Source organism: Sphingobacteriales bacterium, from assembly GCA_016699615.1.
Taxonomy (GTDB): Bacteria; Bacteroidota; Bacteroidia; order Chitinophagales; family JADIYW01; genus JADJSS01.
In genome coordinates this window covers 2,219,834-2,238,903 of record CP064984.1, presented here as the reverse complement: position 1 = coordinate 2,238,903, position 19,070 = coordinate 2,219,834, and the positions used below count along the sequence as shown (strand labels likewise).

General features: G+C 29.8%; 11 protein-coding genes and 3 pseudogenes. 10 read left to right on the top strand and 4 right to left on the bottom strand.

Translation table 11 applies throughout. The features are described 5' to 3' along the window. Positions 1-229 precede the first annotated feature (229 nt). The 4 genes and pseudogenes from IPK18_10665 to IPK18_10650 all read left to right on the top strand — a co-directional run bounded on the left by IPK18_10665 (position 230) and on the right by IPK18_10650 (position 5,331). Positions 230-1,021: pseudogene (locus IPK18_10665) on the top strand (queuosine precursor transporter). Positions 1,022-1,090: 69 nt separating this feature from the next. Further along, positions 1,091-2,593 carry a transporter substrate-binding domain-containing protein gene (locus IPK18_10660; GenBank protein QQR97326.1) on the top strand — a complete coding sequence of 501 codons (1,503 nt, stop codon included), beginning with the start codon at positions 1,091-1,093 and terminating at the stop codon, positions 2,591-2,593. A 9-nt stretch (positions 2,594-2,602) separates the two neighbouring features. Then, positions 2,603-2,875, top strand: a complete 273-nt coding sequence (locus IPK18_10655) for a hypothetical protein (GenBank protein ID QQR97325.1) — start codon at positions 2,603-2,605, stop codon at positions 2,873-2,875. A 155-nt stretch (positions 2,876-3,030) separates the two neighbouring features. Beyond that, the gene (locus IPK18_10650) at positions 3,031-5,331 is read left to right on the top strand and encodes a CAP domain-containing protein (GenBank protein ID QQR97324.1); all 2,301 of its coding nucleotides are present in this window, start codon (positions 3,031-3,033) and stop codon (positions 5,329-5,331) included. A 150-nt stretch (positions 5,332-5,481) separates the two neighbouring features. Here the strand turns inward: IPK18_10650 and IPK18_10645 are convergent. Further along, positions 5,482-7,982 (bottom strand): annotated as a pseudogene (locus IPK18_10645) (ribonucleoside-diphosphate reductase subunit alpha). Positions 7,983-8,002: 20 nt separating this feature from the next. Then, positions 8,003-8,986, bottom strand: a complete 984-nt coding sequence (locus tag IPK18_10640; protein ID QQR97323.1) for a ribonucleotide-diphosphate reductase subunit beta — start codon at positions 8,984-8,986, stop codon at positions 8,003-8,005. Between the two features lie 420 nt (positions 8,987-9,406). Between IPK18_10640 and IPK18_10635 the strand changes: the two genes are divergently transcribed. The 6 genes and pseudogenes from IPK18_10635 (at position 9,407) to serA (ending at position 17,997) form a co-directional block, all read left to right on the top strand. Continuing rightward, on the top strand, positions 9,407-10,903 hold the full coding sequence (locus IPK18_10635) for a glutamate--tRNA ligase (GenBank protein ID QQR99336.1): 1,497 nt from the start codon (positions 9,407-9,409) through the stop codon (positions 10,901-10,903). Positions 10,904-10,912: 9 nt separating this feature from the next. Further along, positions 10,913-11,611 (top strand): hypothetical protein, encoded by a 699-nt coding sequence (locus IPK18_10630; protein QQR97322.1) that lies wholly within the window; start codon positions 10,913-10,915, stop codon positions 11,609-11,611. A gap of 21 nt (positions 11,612-11,632) precedes the next feature. After that, positions 11,633-13,273 carry a glutamine--tRNA ligase/YqeY domain fusion protein gene (locus tag IPK18_10625; GenBank protein ID QQR97321.1) on the top strand — a complete coding sequence of 547 codons (1,641 nt, stop codon included), beginning with the start codon at positions 11,633-11,635 and terminating at the stop codon, positions 13,271-13,273. A 43-nt stretch (positions 13,274-13,316) separates the two neighbouring features. Further along, entirely contained in the window at positions 13,317-14,564 is a 1,248-nt protein-coding gene (locus tag IPK18_10620) for a 3-phosphoshikimate 1-carboxyvinyltransferase (protein ID QQR97320.1), read from the top strand. Positions 14,565-14,626: 62 nt separating this feature from the next. After that, positions 14,627-16,651: a T9SS type A sorting domain-containing protein gene (locus IPK18_10615; protein QQR97319.1), complete on the top strand. Its 2,025-nt coding sequence runs from the start codon at positions 14,627-14,629 to the stop codon at positions 16,649-16,651. A gap of 114 nt (positions 16,652-16,765) precedes the next feature. Then, a pseudogene (gene serA / locus IPK18_10610) lies at positions 16,766-17,997 on the top strand (phosphoglycerate dehydrogenase). On the opposite strand, the gene IPK18_10605 reads toward serA, so the two are convergent. Beyond that, positions 17,994-18,761, bottom strand: coding sequence for an MBL fold metallo-hydrolase (locus IPK18_10605; protein ID QQR97318.1), 768 nt, complete (start codon positions 18,759-18,761; stop codon positions 17,994-17,996). The pseudogene serA and the gene IPK18_10605 overlap by 4 nt on opposite strands. An 11-nt stretch (positions 18,762-18,772) precedes the next feature. Further along, positions 18,773-19,048, bottom strand: a complete 276-nt coding sequence (locus IPK18_10600) for a hypothetical protein (protein QQR97317.1) — start codon at positions 19,046-19,048, stop codon at positions 18,773-18,775. Between the last annotated feature and the right edge of the window lie 22 nt (positions 19,049-19,070).

Genomic DNA, 19,070 nt, shown 5'->3' with positions numbered 1-19,070 from the left:
AATTGTAATATTTATCTAAACACGAAAAAATATACTTAAGTTAATAAAACATTTATTTTTAAATATTTCTTTTAAAATATTTGACATTAATAAAATAAATTAATAGATTTACTTCGGGTTTTTATGTTTCTAGACTTTATGTCTGCGGGCGTGTGCAAGCATGCCCGTTTTTTTTTGCACCAATCTCAATTTTATTAGATAACTCAGTTTTCATGCTTATCTTTATTGCATGATACAAAACATCATTCAAAATAAAAGCACTAGATTATTTATTATACTTGGCAGTATATTTATTACAAATGCATTTATTGCAGAAATTATTGGTGTTAAAATTTTCTCATTAGAAAAAACGCTGGGCATTCAACCGATTCAATTAAACCTATTTAACAATCCATTTTCTTTCAATCTTACAGCTGGAGTGCTACTATGGCCAATTGTTTTTATTCTTACAGACATCATCAATGAATACTATGGAAAAAAAGGCGTGCAATTTCTCACTAATATTACTGTGGGTTTGCTTGCCTATGCATTTTTGATGTATACACTTGCTATAAGATTAGTACCAGCAGATTGGTGGATAGAAAGTAAAGAAAGTGCTGGTATTGCAAATATGCAAGTTGCTTTTACACAAATATTTGGACAAGGAATTGCCATTATTATTGGCTCATTGGTTGCATTTTTATTAGGACAAATAATTGATGTAGTTGTTTTTCATAGAATAAAAAAAATAACTGGAGAAAAATACATTTGGCTAAGATCAACTGGTTCCACTTTAATATCTCAATTTATAGATAGCTTTGTAGTATTGTTTTTGGCTTTTTATTTAATACCAAAATATTCGAATGCACAAGCGTTGTCATTAAGTTTTGTATTATCTATTTGCATAGGAAATTAAATCTATAAACTGCCCGTTGCCGCTTTGCTTACACCATTAATACAGGTTGTACATTACATCGTAGAGCAATATTTAGGAAGTACTATAGCCGAAGAAATGAAAACCTCAGCGCAACAAGAATCTTAATTATTATTAAATTAGCATAAGCATGCAATCTTTTATTACCAAACAACGTCTGTTAATTACATTACTATTGTGAATATAGATTACAAGAACATAGATTATAAAAGACTAGCACCATTTATTGTAGTTGGCATTATTGTCGTACTATTTTACTATTTCTCATTCAAAAAATCAAATTCAACGCCTTCTATACTTGAAAAACCTATTGACTTAACTCAAATAAGAGAAAGAGGTACTTTAAGAGTCATTACTGAATACAATTCTATTAGCTACTTTATCTATAAAAATCAGACTTTAGGTTTCGACTATGAAATCATTAAACAGTTTGCAAAAGAGAATAACTTAAAAGTAGAATTTGTAATTGCAAAAAACACAAACGAATTGTACACTTTATTAGAACAAGGCAAAGGTGATATTATTGCGAATGGACTACACAAAATAAAGAACAATAATATTAGCTATTCAATTCCATATAGAAATATAGAACAAGTGTTGGTACAACGCAAATCTGGGAAATACCAACGACAACAAGATAGTACTGTTGTGTACACACAAGCTATACAACATTTACAACAATTAGATCAGAAATCTATCTTTTTAACTGTAAATTCTCCATACTATCACAACATCAAAAAAGCAGCAGATACTTTAGGAATTGCTGTTGCAATCAATTTACTTGGTGATGATAGAAGTACTGAAGATTTAATCAATGCAGTATCTGATGCTGCAATTGATTATACTATTGCAGATAAAGATTTAGCACAGATCAATCAATCATTTTTACACAATCTAGATGTAAGTTTGGTAATAGGCAGCCATCAAGATTTGCATTATGCTGTAAGAAAAAAATCGCCAGAATTGCATATTGCACTTAATCAGTGGTTGAGTAAATTTATTTCTGGCAAAGCATACAAATTATTGAATGATAAATATTTTAAGCAAAACAAAAATAGCATAGAACTTTTTAGTGAAGCACAACTTTTATTAGATGGTCAAATTTCTATTTATGATAATATTATTCAACATTATGCAAAAACAATAGAATGGGATTGGCGATTAATTGCTGCGTTGATGTATCAAGAATCAAAGTTTAATACACAAGCAACATCTTGGGCTGGTGCCAAAGGTTTGATGCAGCTTATGCCAGGAACAGCAAGGCAAATGGGCTTAGAAGGCAACCCTTATCAACCTGATATAAATATAAAAGCTGGCAGCAAATACTTAAAATATTTAGAGCAATTTTGGAAACATATTCCTGACATTACACAGCGTACAAAATTTATCCTGGCATCGTACAATGCTGAATGGGACACGTGCAAGACGCGCAAGACTTGCAAAAAATATGGCTATTCAGATACTGAATGGGATGGCAACACAGAATACTTTATATTATACAAATCAAATCCGAAATTTTATACTGATAAAGTGGTAAAGTATGGCTATTGTAGAGGAACGGAAACTTTTAATTATGTAAGGAAAATTATAGATAAATATTTTTACTACACAGAAAACATAAACGATAGCACAAACAACTATCTTGACATCCAACAAAAAGATGTGATACCATTTAATTGAATTGATGGTGTGTACAATCCTACTGTAGAGTTGCAAGCAAAAGATGCTAGACAAGAATTATTTGTATCTAGAAAATTGTTTGAGCAACAACAAAATTTAGTTCCTAAAAATGTAAAAGAAAATCCTTTTGACGAAGGCAACAATGATTTATTTAAACACACAGAAAAAGAGGATAGAAAATTATTTCAAAAAAGCAATACTTTATTTTCTAGAGATAGTGTTTCTTCTTCTACATTAATAGAAAACAATCAAAATCAAATCAACCAACTTAAACCTAGATAGATTTATCTACAATTAAGTTCAAGAAACTAAAAATCAATAAAATTCCTGTGGATGTATTAAAAATATAAAAGCACAAAATATTATCTTTAATTCAATATAAAAAACATATCTTTGCATATATAAATTACATATAAATAGCAATCATGTAAAAGAATATGTCAGAAAGAATATTATCTATTATATTTATTTTAGTGCCATTTATCAGTTTTTCGCAACTTACCGAAAATGACACAAAAGTTCTACGTCAAGAACTTTCAAACAGAATTAATAATCTTAGAATAAGCAAAGGACTCAAACCATTAATATTTAATGGTACATTAAGAATAGCAGCCGAATTTCACAGTAACTATATGGTAAATAATGACACACTTACGCATGATGAAAAGGATGCAAAATATAGTTCTCCTAGTGATCGTGTTATGGCTTTTAGTGGAAGTGATTTTGAATTAGTAGGCGAAAATATTCTTTATTCTAAAACTCAAAATTTTCCACTCAAAAACAAAGATATTATTGTACTTGCAGAAGAAATGTTTTTGGATTGGAAAAATTCGCCTGGGCATTATGCAAATATGATTTACCCACAATATATGTTTGGTGATTTAGGCTTTAAAACAGATTTGAAAAAAAATATCATTTATGCTACACAAGTTTTTGGAACTAAAGGTCATATAGTTGGAAATCAAATTTCAACTAACTCATTTGGACTTACTAAATCATCAATAGACTGTGAAGATGAATTTAGAAATCATCTTAATCTAGTAATTGGCATGAGCAATAATTTGAAAATTGTAGATAATGAAGTAATTCTGTACTATAACGACATTTCACATTTTAAGGAAATATTTTCAGAATCAAATGATGGAATAGCTATTGACCTTATCTCCAAAGATCAGTTTGAATGTGAAAAGACAAATCAATTGGACTTTTCTCCAGTATATGATGGTATTTTACTTAAACCATTTTATTTAAATGAAATACTCTCAAACAATAAAGCAGAAAGTGATTATCGAATTATAACTAAAGTAGGAAGTATCCCAAATAATCTTCAAGGAAATGATTATTCACCTGCATTAGTTTTAATAAAAAATGGGAAAGCTTGTAAATATATTTATCCTACTAATATATCTTCAAAAGATTATGAGCTAAGACTTATTAAACCATTTATTAAAGATGAACCTAAAATTCAATTAATAAAAGAAGGAATAGTTTATTCTCAAATAATAAACTATGACTTTAAAACAAATATTACTCAGTCAATTAATTTGCCAAAGATTTCTAAATATGATGGAAAAATCCACTCTATTCATGTGAAATCATTTAGTTCTGTAGAAGGTGATTCTATACATAATGAGTATCTACACAACTCACGTGCAAATTTCATTCAAAACCATATAAGTTCTGTTCTTAATATTCCAATAGATTTATTTTCTATTGATGCAAAAGAAAATTGGGAGCAAATGAATTTTCAATTACATTATTTCAACAATGAAAATCTTACAAAAATCACGCATGATTCTTTAAAAACAATTCTAACAAATAGGAATAATTCTCTTCCATGGGATTCGTTATTATTTAGTCAGCGAAAATCAATTGCAATTATTAATTATGCTGGAAATTTTATCGAAAATAAAAGCATAGAAACATTTGCTGAATTTAATTTAAGAACAGCTGTTGCTAATAAAAATGCTCCTCTAGTAAATAAAGCATTATATGAAATGTATTTATCTAATGACTATAATCCAGAAATATTATTTGAACCTCAGATAATTGAATTTATAAAAAATAATCCTGCAACTATAACAAACTATACAGCATTATTGTCACACAACTACTATTATGACCCATATTTAGTTACTGATTTTATTCATTCATTAATAGATAGTGCCGAAAAGTTAGATAAAGAATCAAGATTTAACCTATTACATCTATATACCTTAGTAGGAAAAGATTTATTAGAACATTGGGATATTTCTGCAGAAAGACTTTCAAATATTATACACCCATTAAAGATTAATAGGTACAGTATGGATGCTATGAAGCCAGAACTAATCTTAAATCTTCACTTAACATACATACAGTATTTTGGACATATTAATGATGGTTTAAATATTTCAAAATCTTTTTACTATATCGTAAATTATTTTAAAAACAAATCTCTAAAAAAAGATGATGATGTAGATTTAGTATTGTTTTTTAATTTATGGAGTATGTATCATTTGTCGTTAGAACATCTATTACCTCTTTTTGAAAAGAATAATTTAAATGAAGATGGATTATTTCTATTAGCTGAAGCTATGAATTACTCCAATTTTGATGAAAAATCATTAAAATATTTTGAAATTAATAAAAAAGCTATTCAAGTAAATAGAGTTAGATGGTGTGAATGGATAAATGATGATTTTCAAATTAAAAGAAATTACCAAATCAAACAACTTTATTGTGAGTCATGTAAATAATAATAGACAAGCTCAATCAGTGTTAGTAATATATCAAATGTAATTCCAAAACTATATTTGTATTTAAAATATATTTGGAATGTTTTATTGCAATAAAAAAAGATGCGCCAAAAATTGGCACACCTTTTTATTATCTTCAAAACCTAAATTTTATGAACCGCAGTTTTCGCAACCACCTTCTGTTAGGTTTTTATATTCTTCTACACTAACTCCAAACTCTGCTGCTTTTTCTTCAATTGTTTTATATTGAAAAGTAAAATCTGCAATTTTATTATTTTCTTCAAATATCGTTTGTTGTGCTTTCGCTACTTTCTCATAGATTGGCGCAGTAGCTTGCTCTATCACAAGTTCTGGTATTTGCTCAGTTTTTAGCTTGTTTGCTTTTTGGTAATCTACTGTAAATTTAATTGGATCTACAGCTGGTCTTGAACGCAGGTAATACATACCAGTTTTTAACCCTCTTTCCCAAGCATAAAAATGTGCTGCTGTCATTTTTTATAACTTGGATCTTCCATAAACAAATTCAAACTCTGACTTTGGTCTATAAATGCGCCTCTGTCCGCAGACATTTCAATAATTGATTTTTGTTTGATTTCCCAAGCTGTTTTATATAATTCTTTTACATCTTGTGGTATTCCATCAATTGCTTGAATTGAACCATTATTGGCAATGATAGCGTTTTTCATATCTTCGCTCCACATGCCTAATTGTATTAAATCTTTGAGTAAATGTTTGTTTACAACAATAAACTCACCACTCAATACTCTTCTTGTATAAATATTTGTAGTATATGGCTCAAAACATTCGTTATTGCCTAATATTTGAGAGGTAGATGCTGTTGGCATTGGTGCTACTAATAAACTATTGCGCACACCATATTGCATAATTTCTTGTCTTAGAGTTTCCCAATCATGGCGTGTAGATGGTTGTACATTCCACATATCAAATTGGAAAATACCTTGCGATATTGGTGAGCCTTTGAATGTTTCGTAGTGTCCATCTCTTTTAGCTAAATCTTTAGATGCACAAAGTGCAGCAAAATATATAGTTTCAAAAATGTTCTTGTTTAGTAATTTTGCTTCATCACTATCAAAAGAATGTTTAAGCATCAAAAATGCATCTGCTAATCCTTGAACGCCTAACCCAATTGGTCGATGACGCATATTTGATTTTTCAGCTTCTGGCACTGGATAATAATTAACATCTATAACTTTATTCAAGTTTTTGGTAACTGTGTAAGTTATGTCGTATAATTTATTAAAGTCAAAAGTTTTATTTTGTTCATCTACAAATTTACTTAAATTGATAGATGCTAAATTGCATACTGCAACTTCGTCTGGTGCTGTATATTCAACAATCTCAGTACATAAATTACTAGAACGGATAACACCTAAATTCTTTTGATTAGATTTTCTATTTACATGGTCTTTGTACAACGTGTATGGTGTACCTGTTTCTATTTGGCTATCTAAGATATGATACCATAAATCTGTTGCTTTAATTCTTTTTCTGAATTTGCCTGCTGCTTCATATTTTAAATATAATTCTTCAAATTCTTCTCCATAAGTATCACATAATCCTGGACATTCGTTTGGACACATTAAACTCCAATCTCCATTTTCTTTTACTCTTTTCATGAATAAATCTGGAATCCACAATGCAAAGAATAAATCTCTTGCCTTCATTTCTTCTTTTCCATGTGGTCTTCTCATTTCTAAAAAGTCGTAAATATCAGCATGCCATGGTTCTAAGTACATAGCAAAAGCACCTTTTCTTTTTCCTCCACCTTGGTCTACATATCTAGCTGTTGAGTTAAATACTTGTAGCATTGGTATCAATCCATTTGATTCTCCACCTGTGCCTTTGATATAGCTACCTTTTGCTCTTACATTATGTATACTCAAGCCAATGCCACCTGCTGCCTGTGAAATTTCTGCGCATTGTTTAAGTGTATCGTAAATTCCTCTGATACTGTCTTCTTGAACTGTAAGTAAGAAGCAAGATGATAATTGTGGTCTTGGAGTGCCTGCATTGTATAAAGTTGGTGTAGCATGTGTAAACCATTTCTCAGACATTAAATTGTATGTTTCTATTGCTGCTTCAATATCTTGTTTATGAATTCCAATGGCAACACGCATCAACATATGCTGTGGACGCTCAACTACTTTTCCATTTATTTTTAACAAATAAGATCTTTCTAATGTTTTGAATCCAAAATAATCGTAATTAAAGTCTCTGTTATGAATTACAGCTGCATCTAATACATCTTTATTGTTCATCACAATCTCATAGACATCATCAGCAATTAAAGGTGCTTTCTGGTTTGTTTTTGGATCTATATATTGATATAAATCTTTTATAACCAAAGAAAAAGGTTTGCGTGTATTCTTATGTAAGTTAGATACAGCAACTCTTGCTGCTAATATTGCATAATCTGGATGAATAACTGTCATTGCAGCTGCTGTACGTGCTGCAAGTTCATCTAGTTCTGTAGTAGATACACCATCATATAATCCATTAATAACAGCTTGAGCTACTTTGTGTGGTTCTATGTAAGTATCATTTAGCTCAAACGATAAATGTTTGATTCTTGAGGTAATCTTATCAAAGTGTACTGGCTCTTTTCTACCATCTCTTTTTATAACGTGCATAGTAATATTGTTTTTATGTTTTAAAAATCTACATCTTCAGTATTTACTACTAAAGTTTCGGCCTTAATTTCAGTTGCTTTTTTATACTCTGTTGGTCTTTCTTCAAAGAAGTTAGTTTTCCCTTGCATGGAAATTCCTTCCATAAATTGGAATGGGTTTGTTGCATTGTATACTTTAGGATAGCCTAAAGATAAAAGCAATCTATCAGCAACGAATTCTATATATAAACACATTAAATCGGCATTCATTCCAATTAACGACACTGCCAATGACTCTTTAACGAATACTTTTTCACTTTCTACAGCATCACATTTAATAGAATAAATTTCTTCTTTTTGTAGCTTATTATCTAACATTGAATAGATTAGACATGCAAAATCACAATGCATACCTTCATCTCTACTGATAAATTCATTAGATTTTCCTAAGCCTTTCATTAAGCCTCTATTTTTTAGCCAAAAGATAGAGCAAAAACTACCACTGAAGAAAATACCTTCTACTGCTGCAAAAGCTACTAAACGATGTGCAAATGATGGTGCTGTGTCAATCCATTTTAAAGCCCAGTTTGCTTTTAATTTCACACAATCTAATGTTTCTATGGCATGAAACATTTTGTTTTTTTCTTCCTTATTCTTAATATATGTATCTATTAAGAGTGAATACATTTCTGAATGCACATTTTCTATAGCAACTTGTAACCCATAAAAACATCTAGCTTCAGGAATGGTAACATCTTGCATGAAATTTACAACTAAATTTTCGTTCACAATACCATCACTAGCAGCAAAGAATGCTAATACATGTGATATAAAATGTTTTTCATTGTCTGTAAGCTTATGATCCCAGTCAGAAAGATCTTGACTCAAATCAACTTCTTCTGTTACCCAAAAAGCTTTAAGGGCAGTTTTGTACATTTGCCAAATGGCATCATATTGTATTGGGAAAAGCACGAACCTATTATCGCCTTCTTGCAAAATTTTTTCCGTTACATTGCTTATATTCATGTTTTGTTGATTTTGACTATCTATAATTGAAAAAAAAGTAAAAAAACACCTTTTTTACAACTTAAAACTAAGACTTACATTTTGTTATTCCTATTTTGATTTTTCAACATATGTTGGGATTAGCTGTTAATTATGCTGTTTTTCAAATGATTACGGACGTTACAGAAACACAAAAAAATTATTCACTTTAATTTGTTTTTAATGTGAATAATTTTGGTAATTTTTATTTTGTTTTTAACAAATTGGCTATGATATCAGAAAACAAAGAACTATTTGTGTACTACCTATAAAAAAACAAAATAATATTTAATATATAAAATTAGTCAATTAATTTTTAGAAAAAATCATCAAATATTAAAATAGAGAAAAGAAGATATCTGCGTTAATATGTTATTTTTGTACTATTCATAATCTTAATAAATTGGTATGTCTGTTAGAGTTCGTTTTGCTCCAAGTCCAACTGGACCTTTACATTTAGGTGGTGTTCGTACTGCATTGTATAATTATCTGTTTGCCAAAAAGCACAATGGTACTTTTATACTAAGAATTGAAGATACAGATCAAAATAGATTTGTAGCAGGTGCAGAAGAATATATTATGAACAGCTTAGCATGGTGTGGTATTTCAATTAATGAAGGAATTAAAGAAGGTGGCAACTTTGGACCATACAAACAAAGTGAACGAAAACACATTTACAAACAATATGCACAACAACTTATAGATAGTGGCAATGCTTATTATGCTTTTGATACAGCAGAAGAATTAGAGGCGCTTAGAAAAGAAAACCCAAATTTTGCATACAATGCATCTAACAGAATGCTGCTAAATAATAGTTTATCATTAAGTAATAATGACGTACAAAGATTATTAGATAGCAACACACCTTATGTTATTAGAATTAAAGTACCACAAGAAGAAGAAGTAAGTTTTAAAGATATTGTACGTGGATTTGTGAGTTTTAACACTTCTCAGATAGATGATAAAGTAATGTTTAAAAGCGATGGAATGCCTACCTATCATTTGGCAAATGTGGTAGATGACCATTTAATGGAAATTACACATGTGATTCGTGGTGAAGAATGGTTGCCATCTACGCCGATACATGTGTTATTGTATCAGTTTTTTGATTGGCAAGATACTATGCCACAATTTGCGCACTTACCATTAATTCTAAAACCAGATGGCAACGGAAAATTATCAAAAAGAGATGGAGATAGATTAGGATTTCCTGTGTTTCCATTAAATTGGACAAATCCCGAAACGAATGAAAAAAGTGAAGGATTTAAAGAACGTGGATTTTTGCCTGAAGCATTTGCAAACTTCTTAGCTATGTTAGGTTGGAATCCAGGTACAGAACAAGAAATTTTCAATATTGATGAATTAATAGAACTTTTTAATATTGAAAAACTACACAAAGCAGGCGCAAAGTTTGATTATGAGAAAGCAAAATGGTTTAACTCAGAACATATTAAACAAAAATCTAATGAAGCAATAGCAGCTCTTTATCTTCAAGAAAATAATTTAGATATTGACAAAGATTATCTCATAAAAGTTGTTGCACTAATTAAAGATAGATTAGTTTTTATTCAAGATATTGACCAATTCAACTATTTTTTCCAACAACCACAAGAATATAACAACGAGCAATTATCAAAAATTAAAGGAATAAAAGACACACTAAATATAACTGACCTAGTTAATTATTTTGATACAATTGATTACAATAACATAGAGATAATTGAATTAAGCTTAAGACAATTTGTAACAGAACATCAATTAAAAATGGGTGACTTTATGAAATTTTTGAGAATTAGTATAGTTGGCGAACTTTCTGGTCCAGCCATTCCAAATTTAATACAATTGCTCGGCAAAACAGAATCATTGAATCGAATTAAAATTTGTTATTATCAATTATAATATATATAAATGAAGAAGTATTTTTGTATAATCATATTTAATATTCTAAACTTACAAATATTTGCAGAAGTAGAAATAAAAAAAAATGGACTAACAATTAATGAATTTGTCCCTGAAGGTTGGTGTATTTATAGCAAAGTAGTACACGATTTTAATGAAGACTCACTATTGGATTGTGCATTAGTTATTCAGGATACTGCAAATACCAATATTCGAATTAAAAAAAATATTGAATCAAAAGATGATACATTCAATCTGAATTTCAGATATTTATTAATCTTAATTAAAGATAAGAAATCAAATTTATTTATACTATCTGATATAAATAAGAATATAATTCCTGTAGCAGATGATACTAATCTTATATTAGATCCTTTTAGAAAAGAAGATATTAAATTCTATGAGGGAATGTTATTAATAGAAGCAAAATATTATTATTCACCTTCAAAAGATAATAATATCTTTTTTTATCCTTCTTATCTTTTTGTTTTTAATAAAAATAGGTTTGTATTAAAAGCACATATAAGCCACACACTAAACTTAAATTATAAATCTAAAGTTAAAACTTCTTTATTTTTAAATAGAAATAATCCGATGAAAGTTGACAAATTCTTACAAAATTTAGATAATAGTTATAATTTGCAAATTTTTAACATAGAAAATTACATACAACTTAATCAGGTAATAAAAGGAACAACATTTCTTTAATAGAAAACAATATCAAAAAAAATGGATGTAAATAAATCAAATAATTTCATAGAAGAAATCATAGAGAAAGACTTAGAAGCTGGAAAATACAATTCTATACTAACACGTTTCCCACCAGAACCAAATGGCTATTTACACTTAGGTCATGCGGCATCTATATGCTTAAATTTTGGTGTTGCTGAAAAATTTGGTGGCAATACCAACCTAAGGTTTGATGACACAAATCCTGAAACAGAAGATACAGAATACGTAGAAAGTATACAAGAAGATGTAGCTTGGTTGGGTTTTAAATGGAAGAATATTTTTTATGCATCAGACTATTTTGAACAATTATACCAATATGCCATTCAATTAATACAACAAGGTGATGCTTATGTTTGTGATTTAAGTGCTGAGGAAATTGCACAACAAAAAGGAAGCCTAACAGAAGCTGGGCAAAACTCACCATTTAGAAACAGAAGTGCAGAAGAAAACTTGAATTTATTTGAACGAATGCGTGCTGGAGAATTTAAAGAAGGTGAAAAAACATTACGTGCAAAAATTAACATGGCTTCTCCAAATATGCTTTTAAGAGATCCATTATTATATAGAATAAAGTTTGCACATCACCACAGAACTGGCGATAAATGGTGTATTTATCCCATGTATGATTTTGCCCACGGACAATCTGATTCTATTGAAAAAATTACACACTCAATATGTACATTAGAGTTTGTACCTCATAGAGATTTGTATGATTGGCTAATTCAAAAATTAAATATTTTTCCATCAAAACAATACGAATTTGCAAGATTGAATGTAAATTATACTGTAATGAGTAAGCTAAAAATAAAACAATTAGTTGCAGAAAAAATAGTTACAGATTGGGATGATCCACGTATGCCTACAATTTCTGGAATGAGAAGAAGAGGCATTACTGCAAATGCTATTAGAGAATTTGTGAACAGAGCTGGCATTGCCAAAAGAGACAAAGTAAATGATATTTCGCTTTTAGAATTTTGTACAAGAGAGGAATTGAACAGAATAGCATTGCGAAGAATGGTTGTTTTTGATCCAATCAAAGTAATTATTGATAATTTGGATGAAGCTATAGAAGTAAGTATTGAAAACAATCCTGAAGATGAAAATGGTGGCTCAAGAAATTTATTATTCACAAAAGAGCTTTTTATAGAAAAGGAAGATTTTATGGAAAATCCACCTAAAAAATTCTTTAGAATGGCAATTGGGCAACATGTAAGACTAAAAGGTGCGTTTATTGTATTGTGTACTAACGTTGATAAAGACGAACATGGAAATATTACTCAAATACATTGTACATATTTGCCAAATAGCAAAAGTGGACAAGATACATCTGGAATAAAACCACAAGGCACACTACATTGGGTAAGTGCAACAGCAGCATTGCCTGTTACAATTAATGAGTATGATAGATTATTCAAAGTAGAAAGCCCAGATGCTGAAGAAGGTGACTTTAAGAACTATATCAATGAAAATAGCTTAAAGACAATAACAAATGCATTAGCAGAGCCAGCAATCGCAGATGCAACATTACAACACCATTTTCAATTTTTAAGAAAAGGCTATTTTTATTTAGACAAAACTAGTTCTGATAAAAATATTATATTTAATAAAACAGTTGGATTAAAAGATAGTTGGAAATAATTTTTCTACTAGACGCAAATAAAAATAGATTTACACAATAGCAATGACGGACACAATAACAATACAAAAACCAAGTACTAAAAAAATACAAGGAGAAATTACTCTAAATGGTTCTAAAAGTATTTCAAATAGATTGTTGATTATAAATGCAATTTGTGGCAATATCAATTTTTCAAATTTATCTAACGCTGATGATACTGTATTTTTACAAAATATATTAAAAAGCAATGATAGTATTTTAGATGCTGGTGCTGGTGGCACAACCTTCCGTTTTTTAACTGCATTTTTAGCAATACAAGATGGTAGAGAAGCAATATTAACTGGCTCTGAGCGTATGCAACAAAGACCAATAAAAGTTTTAGTAGATGCATTGCAACAATTAGGTGCTGATATTTCTTATGAAAAAAACAAAGACTATCCACCATTAAAAATAAAAGGAAAGAAACTACGTGGCGGCAAAATTACATTACCAGCAGATATTAGTAGCCAATACATCACTGCATTATTATTAATAGCACCAACACTTGAACAAGGTTTAGAAATTCAATTAAAAGGCACTATTGTATCCATTCCATACATAGAAATGACTTTGAAGATGATGGAATACTTTGGTATTAAAACAGATTTTTCTATTGAACAAAAATATATAAAAGTAGAACATGGAAATTATGTTCCTAAAGATTTTTTCGTTGAAAGTGATTGGAGTGCAGCATCATATTTTTATAGCATTGCTATTTTAGCAGAAGATGCAGACATCACTTTGCATGGACTTACAGCACAACAAATTCAAGGTGATGCTGTAATAGCAAAAATTGCAAACGATTTTGGAATCCAATCTACATTTGCAGATAATGCTGTACGATTACAAAAAACTGCAACACCAAAGAATGAATATTACAAGTATGATTTTTTGCGATGTCCAGATTTAGCACAAACTGTTGTTAGCTTTTGTGCTGGCTTATGTGTTGATGCAACATTTCATGGTTTGCAAACTTTAAGAATTAAAGAAACAGACAGAATACAAGCATTAGACAACGAATTATTCAACTTAGGATTGTCTAATTTAGAAGAAATAGATTCTAATACATGGGAATTGCAGAATTGCATGCCACAAGTGTACAATGATTATGATATAAAAACATATGAAGACCACAGAATGGCAATGTCTTTTGCACCATTATCAATTGTTACAAATCAGATAAAAATTGAAGAGCGAAATGTGGTAAGCAAATCATATCCAAACTTTTGGAATGACCTTGAAAAACTCGGATTCAAAATAATTAATATATAGTATGTGGCTAGGTAAGTTAAAAAATATTATCTTGTAATCTATTATAAATTAATACATTACCTATGGTTAACTGTATAAAAATTGGTATTCTTATTTTTATTTTCTTTGGATTTAATGTTGCATCTGCTCAAAATCAAAGTTTTGAACAAAGAAGAATACAATACAATAATACTGCGTTGAATAATATCAATAGCAATGCAATAATTATTCAAGCATATAAAGACATTCCAGTACAAACTGATATTCTTCAAGAAATTCTTGATAATATATCTAGTAAAAGTACAGCAGACTTTGATATTGTAAAGCTGATTAGAATATTATTTCTAACAAATGGTGAATATGATTCTATTATTTTAAAAACATTAGAACCAATACCATTTTGGCTAGAAAAAAATGAAGACAATAGAGAATATTGGTCTGAAAATCATATGATAATGTGGATGTCATCAGATTTGCTATTACATGAAAAATATGACAAGCAAGTAGACTCAAATTTAATTTACAGAATAAAACATTATTTGAATCTAAAAATAAACTATGGTTTCTATGAGTATTTTTCTTCTGTGTATCTTCCATATTGTTTATCAGGCTTGCTAAATCTTGCTGATTTTTCAGAGAATATAGAGATAAAAAATATGGCTACAATTGCTGCAAATAAATTACTTTCTGATATTCTATTACTAACAAATAGCAAAGGCACATACTTTCCTATTGCAGGAAGAAATTATCCAGACAAATACACTTCAGCATATGGACAAAATCATAATAATCTAATTTATCTTATTTCTGGCTTAGGAGAATTACCAAGCAATGCATCACATGCTGGTGCGTTTTTGTCTACATCTTCAATAAACTTAGATGTTGCATTAAATGCATGGAAACCTATTGAAAATAAAATTTTCACACTAGGACATACTTTATCAGATGGTATAAATATTATTAATAAAGATATAAATCCTAGAGATAAAACTATTTTCCAATGGAGTTCTGGTGCTTATTTTGATCCATTAGTCGCCAAACAAACTGCAACTTTACTCAAAGATTTGAATTTGTGGAATCATCATGAATTTGATGATTTTAAAGCTTTCTCAGGTATTCCTGTAGCACTTGCACCTGCAATTGCAGAAATTGGTAGTGTAATTTCAAAAAGCTCTGGCAACTACAATCCAACAATTGCAGTCTACAAAAACAATACAGTTACTTTATCATCTATACAAGATTTTTGGAAAGGTAAAAATGGATATCAACAATTTTCTATTGTTGCAAATGCTAGCACATCAGCAGTGTTTACATTATCTGGTAGACCAACAAGTGTTTGGAATGATAGACCTAGCATTCATGCAAACACACATTTGCCATACGCAAAACAAAAGGACAATATTGCATTAGTCATGTATAGACCAGAAAAAGGCTTAAGTTTATTTGGCTACGAAGGCGAAAAGCTATATGTTTCTTTATATTGGAAAGATGATACTTTTGATGAAGTAAAAGAATCTGGGAACTGGATTTTGGGCAGAGAAGATGATGGCTATGTTGCTGTACGCAGACATTGTGTAAATGAAATAAATGGTGTAAAAGCATGCGACAATATAGATGGACAAACATGGATATATATTGTAGGCAACCAGGGTACTTATGGTAGTTTTGAGAATTTTGAACAAATAATCAATCAATCTCATTATGAAGAAAAATGGTATTTTAATTTGCCAACTTTACAATGGGTATATTTTTCTAAAATAATAATTGATGGCAAAACACTTGAGTACGCATGGAATGGTGATATTTTTTCTGGACCAACTGAAACAACAACAGCTATTGCAAATAATAAAAAATCATCAAAAGATATCTTGGTGTATCCAAATCCAGCAAATGCCTATGTTAAAACACAACTTCCAAGTCAAATAAATGACAATAGTGTTGTAAGAATATATAATTCATTTGGGCAAGAAGTCTATCAACAAAAAATAGGCATACCATATTTAAAAGAATCATTAATAGAAACAAGCAATTGGAACAATGGAACTTATATTCTAACACTAGAAACTGATGATGCCATCTATAAAAATTCTTTTATCATTAATAGGTAATGGCAAGTAGCATATTTTTCATTATTATCTCAATCTTAAATTAACAATATAATTTTTGTTTTAAATATTGATTATAAGAGAATTGATTATTTTTAGAGACATTTAAAAATTAACATGGCAAAAGAAATTTCATTTCCTAAGGAAAAAATTAAGATTTTACTTTTAGAAGGATTGCATCAATCTGCAATTAATGAATTTAATAAAAAAGGCTATACCAATATTGATTACCACAAAGGTGCAATGAATGAAGAAGAGCTAATCAATTGTATAGAAAATTATCATATCATTGGTATTCGTTCAAAAACTAATATTACTGCTGCTGTTTTAGAAAAGGCAAAAAAACTACATACTATTGGTTGTTTTTGCATTGGCACCAATCAAGTAGATTTGCAAAAAGCTACTGAATTAGGTATTCCTGTTTTCAACTCACCATATTCAAATACACGTTCTGTTGCAGAACTTATTATTGCCAATTCAATTATGTTGTTGCGTCGCATTCCAGAAAAACAAAATTGATGCACGAAGGCAATTGGCAAAAAACAGCAAAAGCAAGCTACGAATTGCGTGGAAAAACGATAGGAATTATTGGGTATGGTCATATTGGTTCGCAAGTTTCTGTAATGGGCGAAAGTATGGGATTGCGTGTAATCTATTATGATGTAGATCCAAAATTACCATTAGGAAACGCACACGCAGTAGAAAGTTTAGAAGAATTATATGCAAAAGCTGATATTATTTCTTTACATGTTCCAGCTACGCCACAAACTAAAAACATGATTGGCAAAGCAGCTTTTGAGCAAATGAAAGATGGTGTTATTTTCCAAAATTTAGCAAGAGGAACTGTGGTCGATATCGAAGCACTAAGCGAAGCTATAAAAAGTGGAAAAGTAGGTGGCGCTGCAGTAGATGTTTTTCCAACAGAGCCAAAAGAAAATGGAATTGGATTTGAATCACCGTTGGTAGGTTTAAATAATGTGATATTAACACCACATGTTGGTGGCTCCACTCAAGAAGCACAAGAAAATATAGGCATAGAAGTTGGTGCTAAACTTACTTCTTATTTAGATAATGGTTCTACTTTAGGTTCTAAAACTGTACCAGAACTTAGTTTGGCACCACAAAACAATACACGTAGAGTATTGCATTTTCATAAAAATGTGCCTGGTGTTTTATCAGATATCAACTCAATCTTATCAAAACATAATGTAAATATTCTTGGGCAATATTTAAAAACCAACGAAACAATTGGTTATGTTGTGTTAGATGTAGACTTGAACGCAGATATGGAAATGATGGAAGATTTGAAAAAAGTAAACAACACCATCAAAACTAGAATACTATACTAAGCTATTTCGATAGACAAACCATCATATGCTAAATGCATATTGCTTGGTAATGTTGCTTGTACATCATCATACAAACCAAGATGGTGTGATATATGTGTAAAATAAGTTTGCTCAGCACCAATTTTATTGGCTATTGCTATTGCTTCTGATAAACTAAAATGCGAATAATGCTTTTCGTGTCTTAATGCATTTAATACCAAAATTTTTGTGCCTATACATTTTTTCAATTCATCTTCTGCAATAAAATTGGCATCAGTAATGTACGTAAAATCATGAATTCTAAAACCTAATACTTTCATGTTTTTATGTATGACTTCAATAGGCATAAATTCTATTTGATGAATATTGAAATTATTTTTTTCATTAATAGTATGTAGTCGAATTTGCGGAACACCAGGATATTTTTCATCAGCAAAAATATATGAAAATTCTCTTTTCAGTACATTTTGTACTTCAGTGCTTGCATACACTTGAATTTCTTTCTGTTTAATGTAATTGTATGGTCTGATATCATCCAAGCCAGCCACATGATCTTTGTGTCCATGCGTAAAAACTATAGCATCTAAATCTTGTACATTTTCTCGTAGCATTTGTTGTCTAAAATCTGGTCCACTATCAATAACAATGGTTGTATTATTATCTTGCACCATCAAAGAAGTTCTAGTGCGTTTGTCTTTTTCGTTTGTAGATGTGCAAACTTTGCATGTACAAGAAATTACTGGAATGCCTTGCGAAGTGCCTGTACCCAAAAACGTAAATTTCATGAATGCTAATACTAAATTTCTAATTTATGTTGAATCAATTCTTGGTATATTTTCAATTGCTTTTCGTCTAAATCTGCTTGACCCAACTCTATTTGTTGGAAAATTTCTACCAATGCATTTATTCTTGATTCTACATCATAAAACTTATTGACAACCACCACTCTTTTGTCTTGCAAAATACAATAGCCAGACTGAAACGAACCTTTTTCATACCTAATAATATATTTATTCTGTTTGAAAATAGATTCAATAAGTTGTAGTGTGCCTTGATTATATCTAAATGACATATGGTAAAGATATAAATTGTAG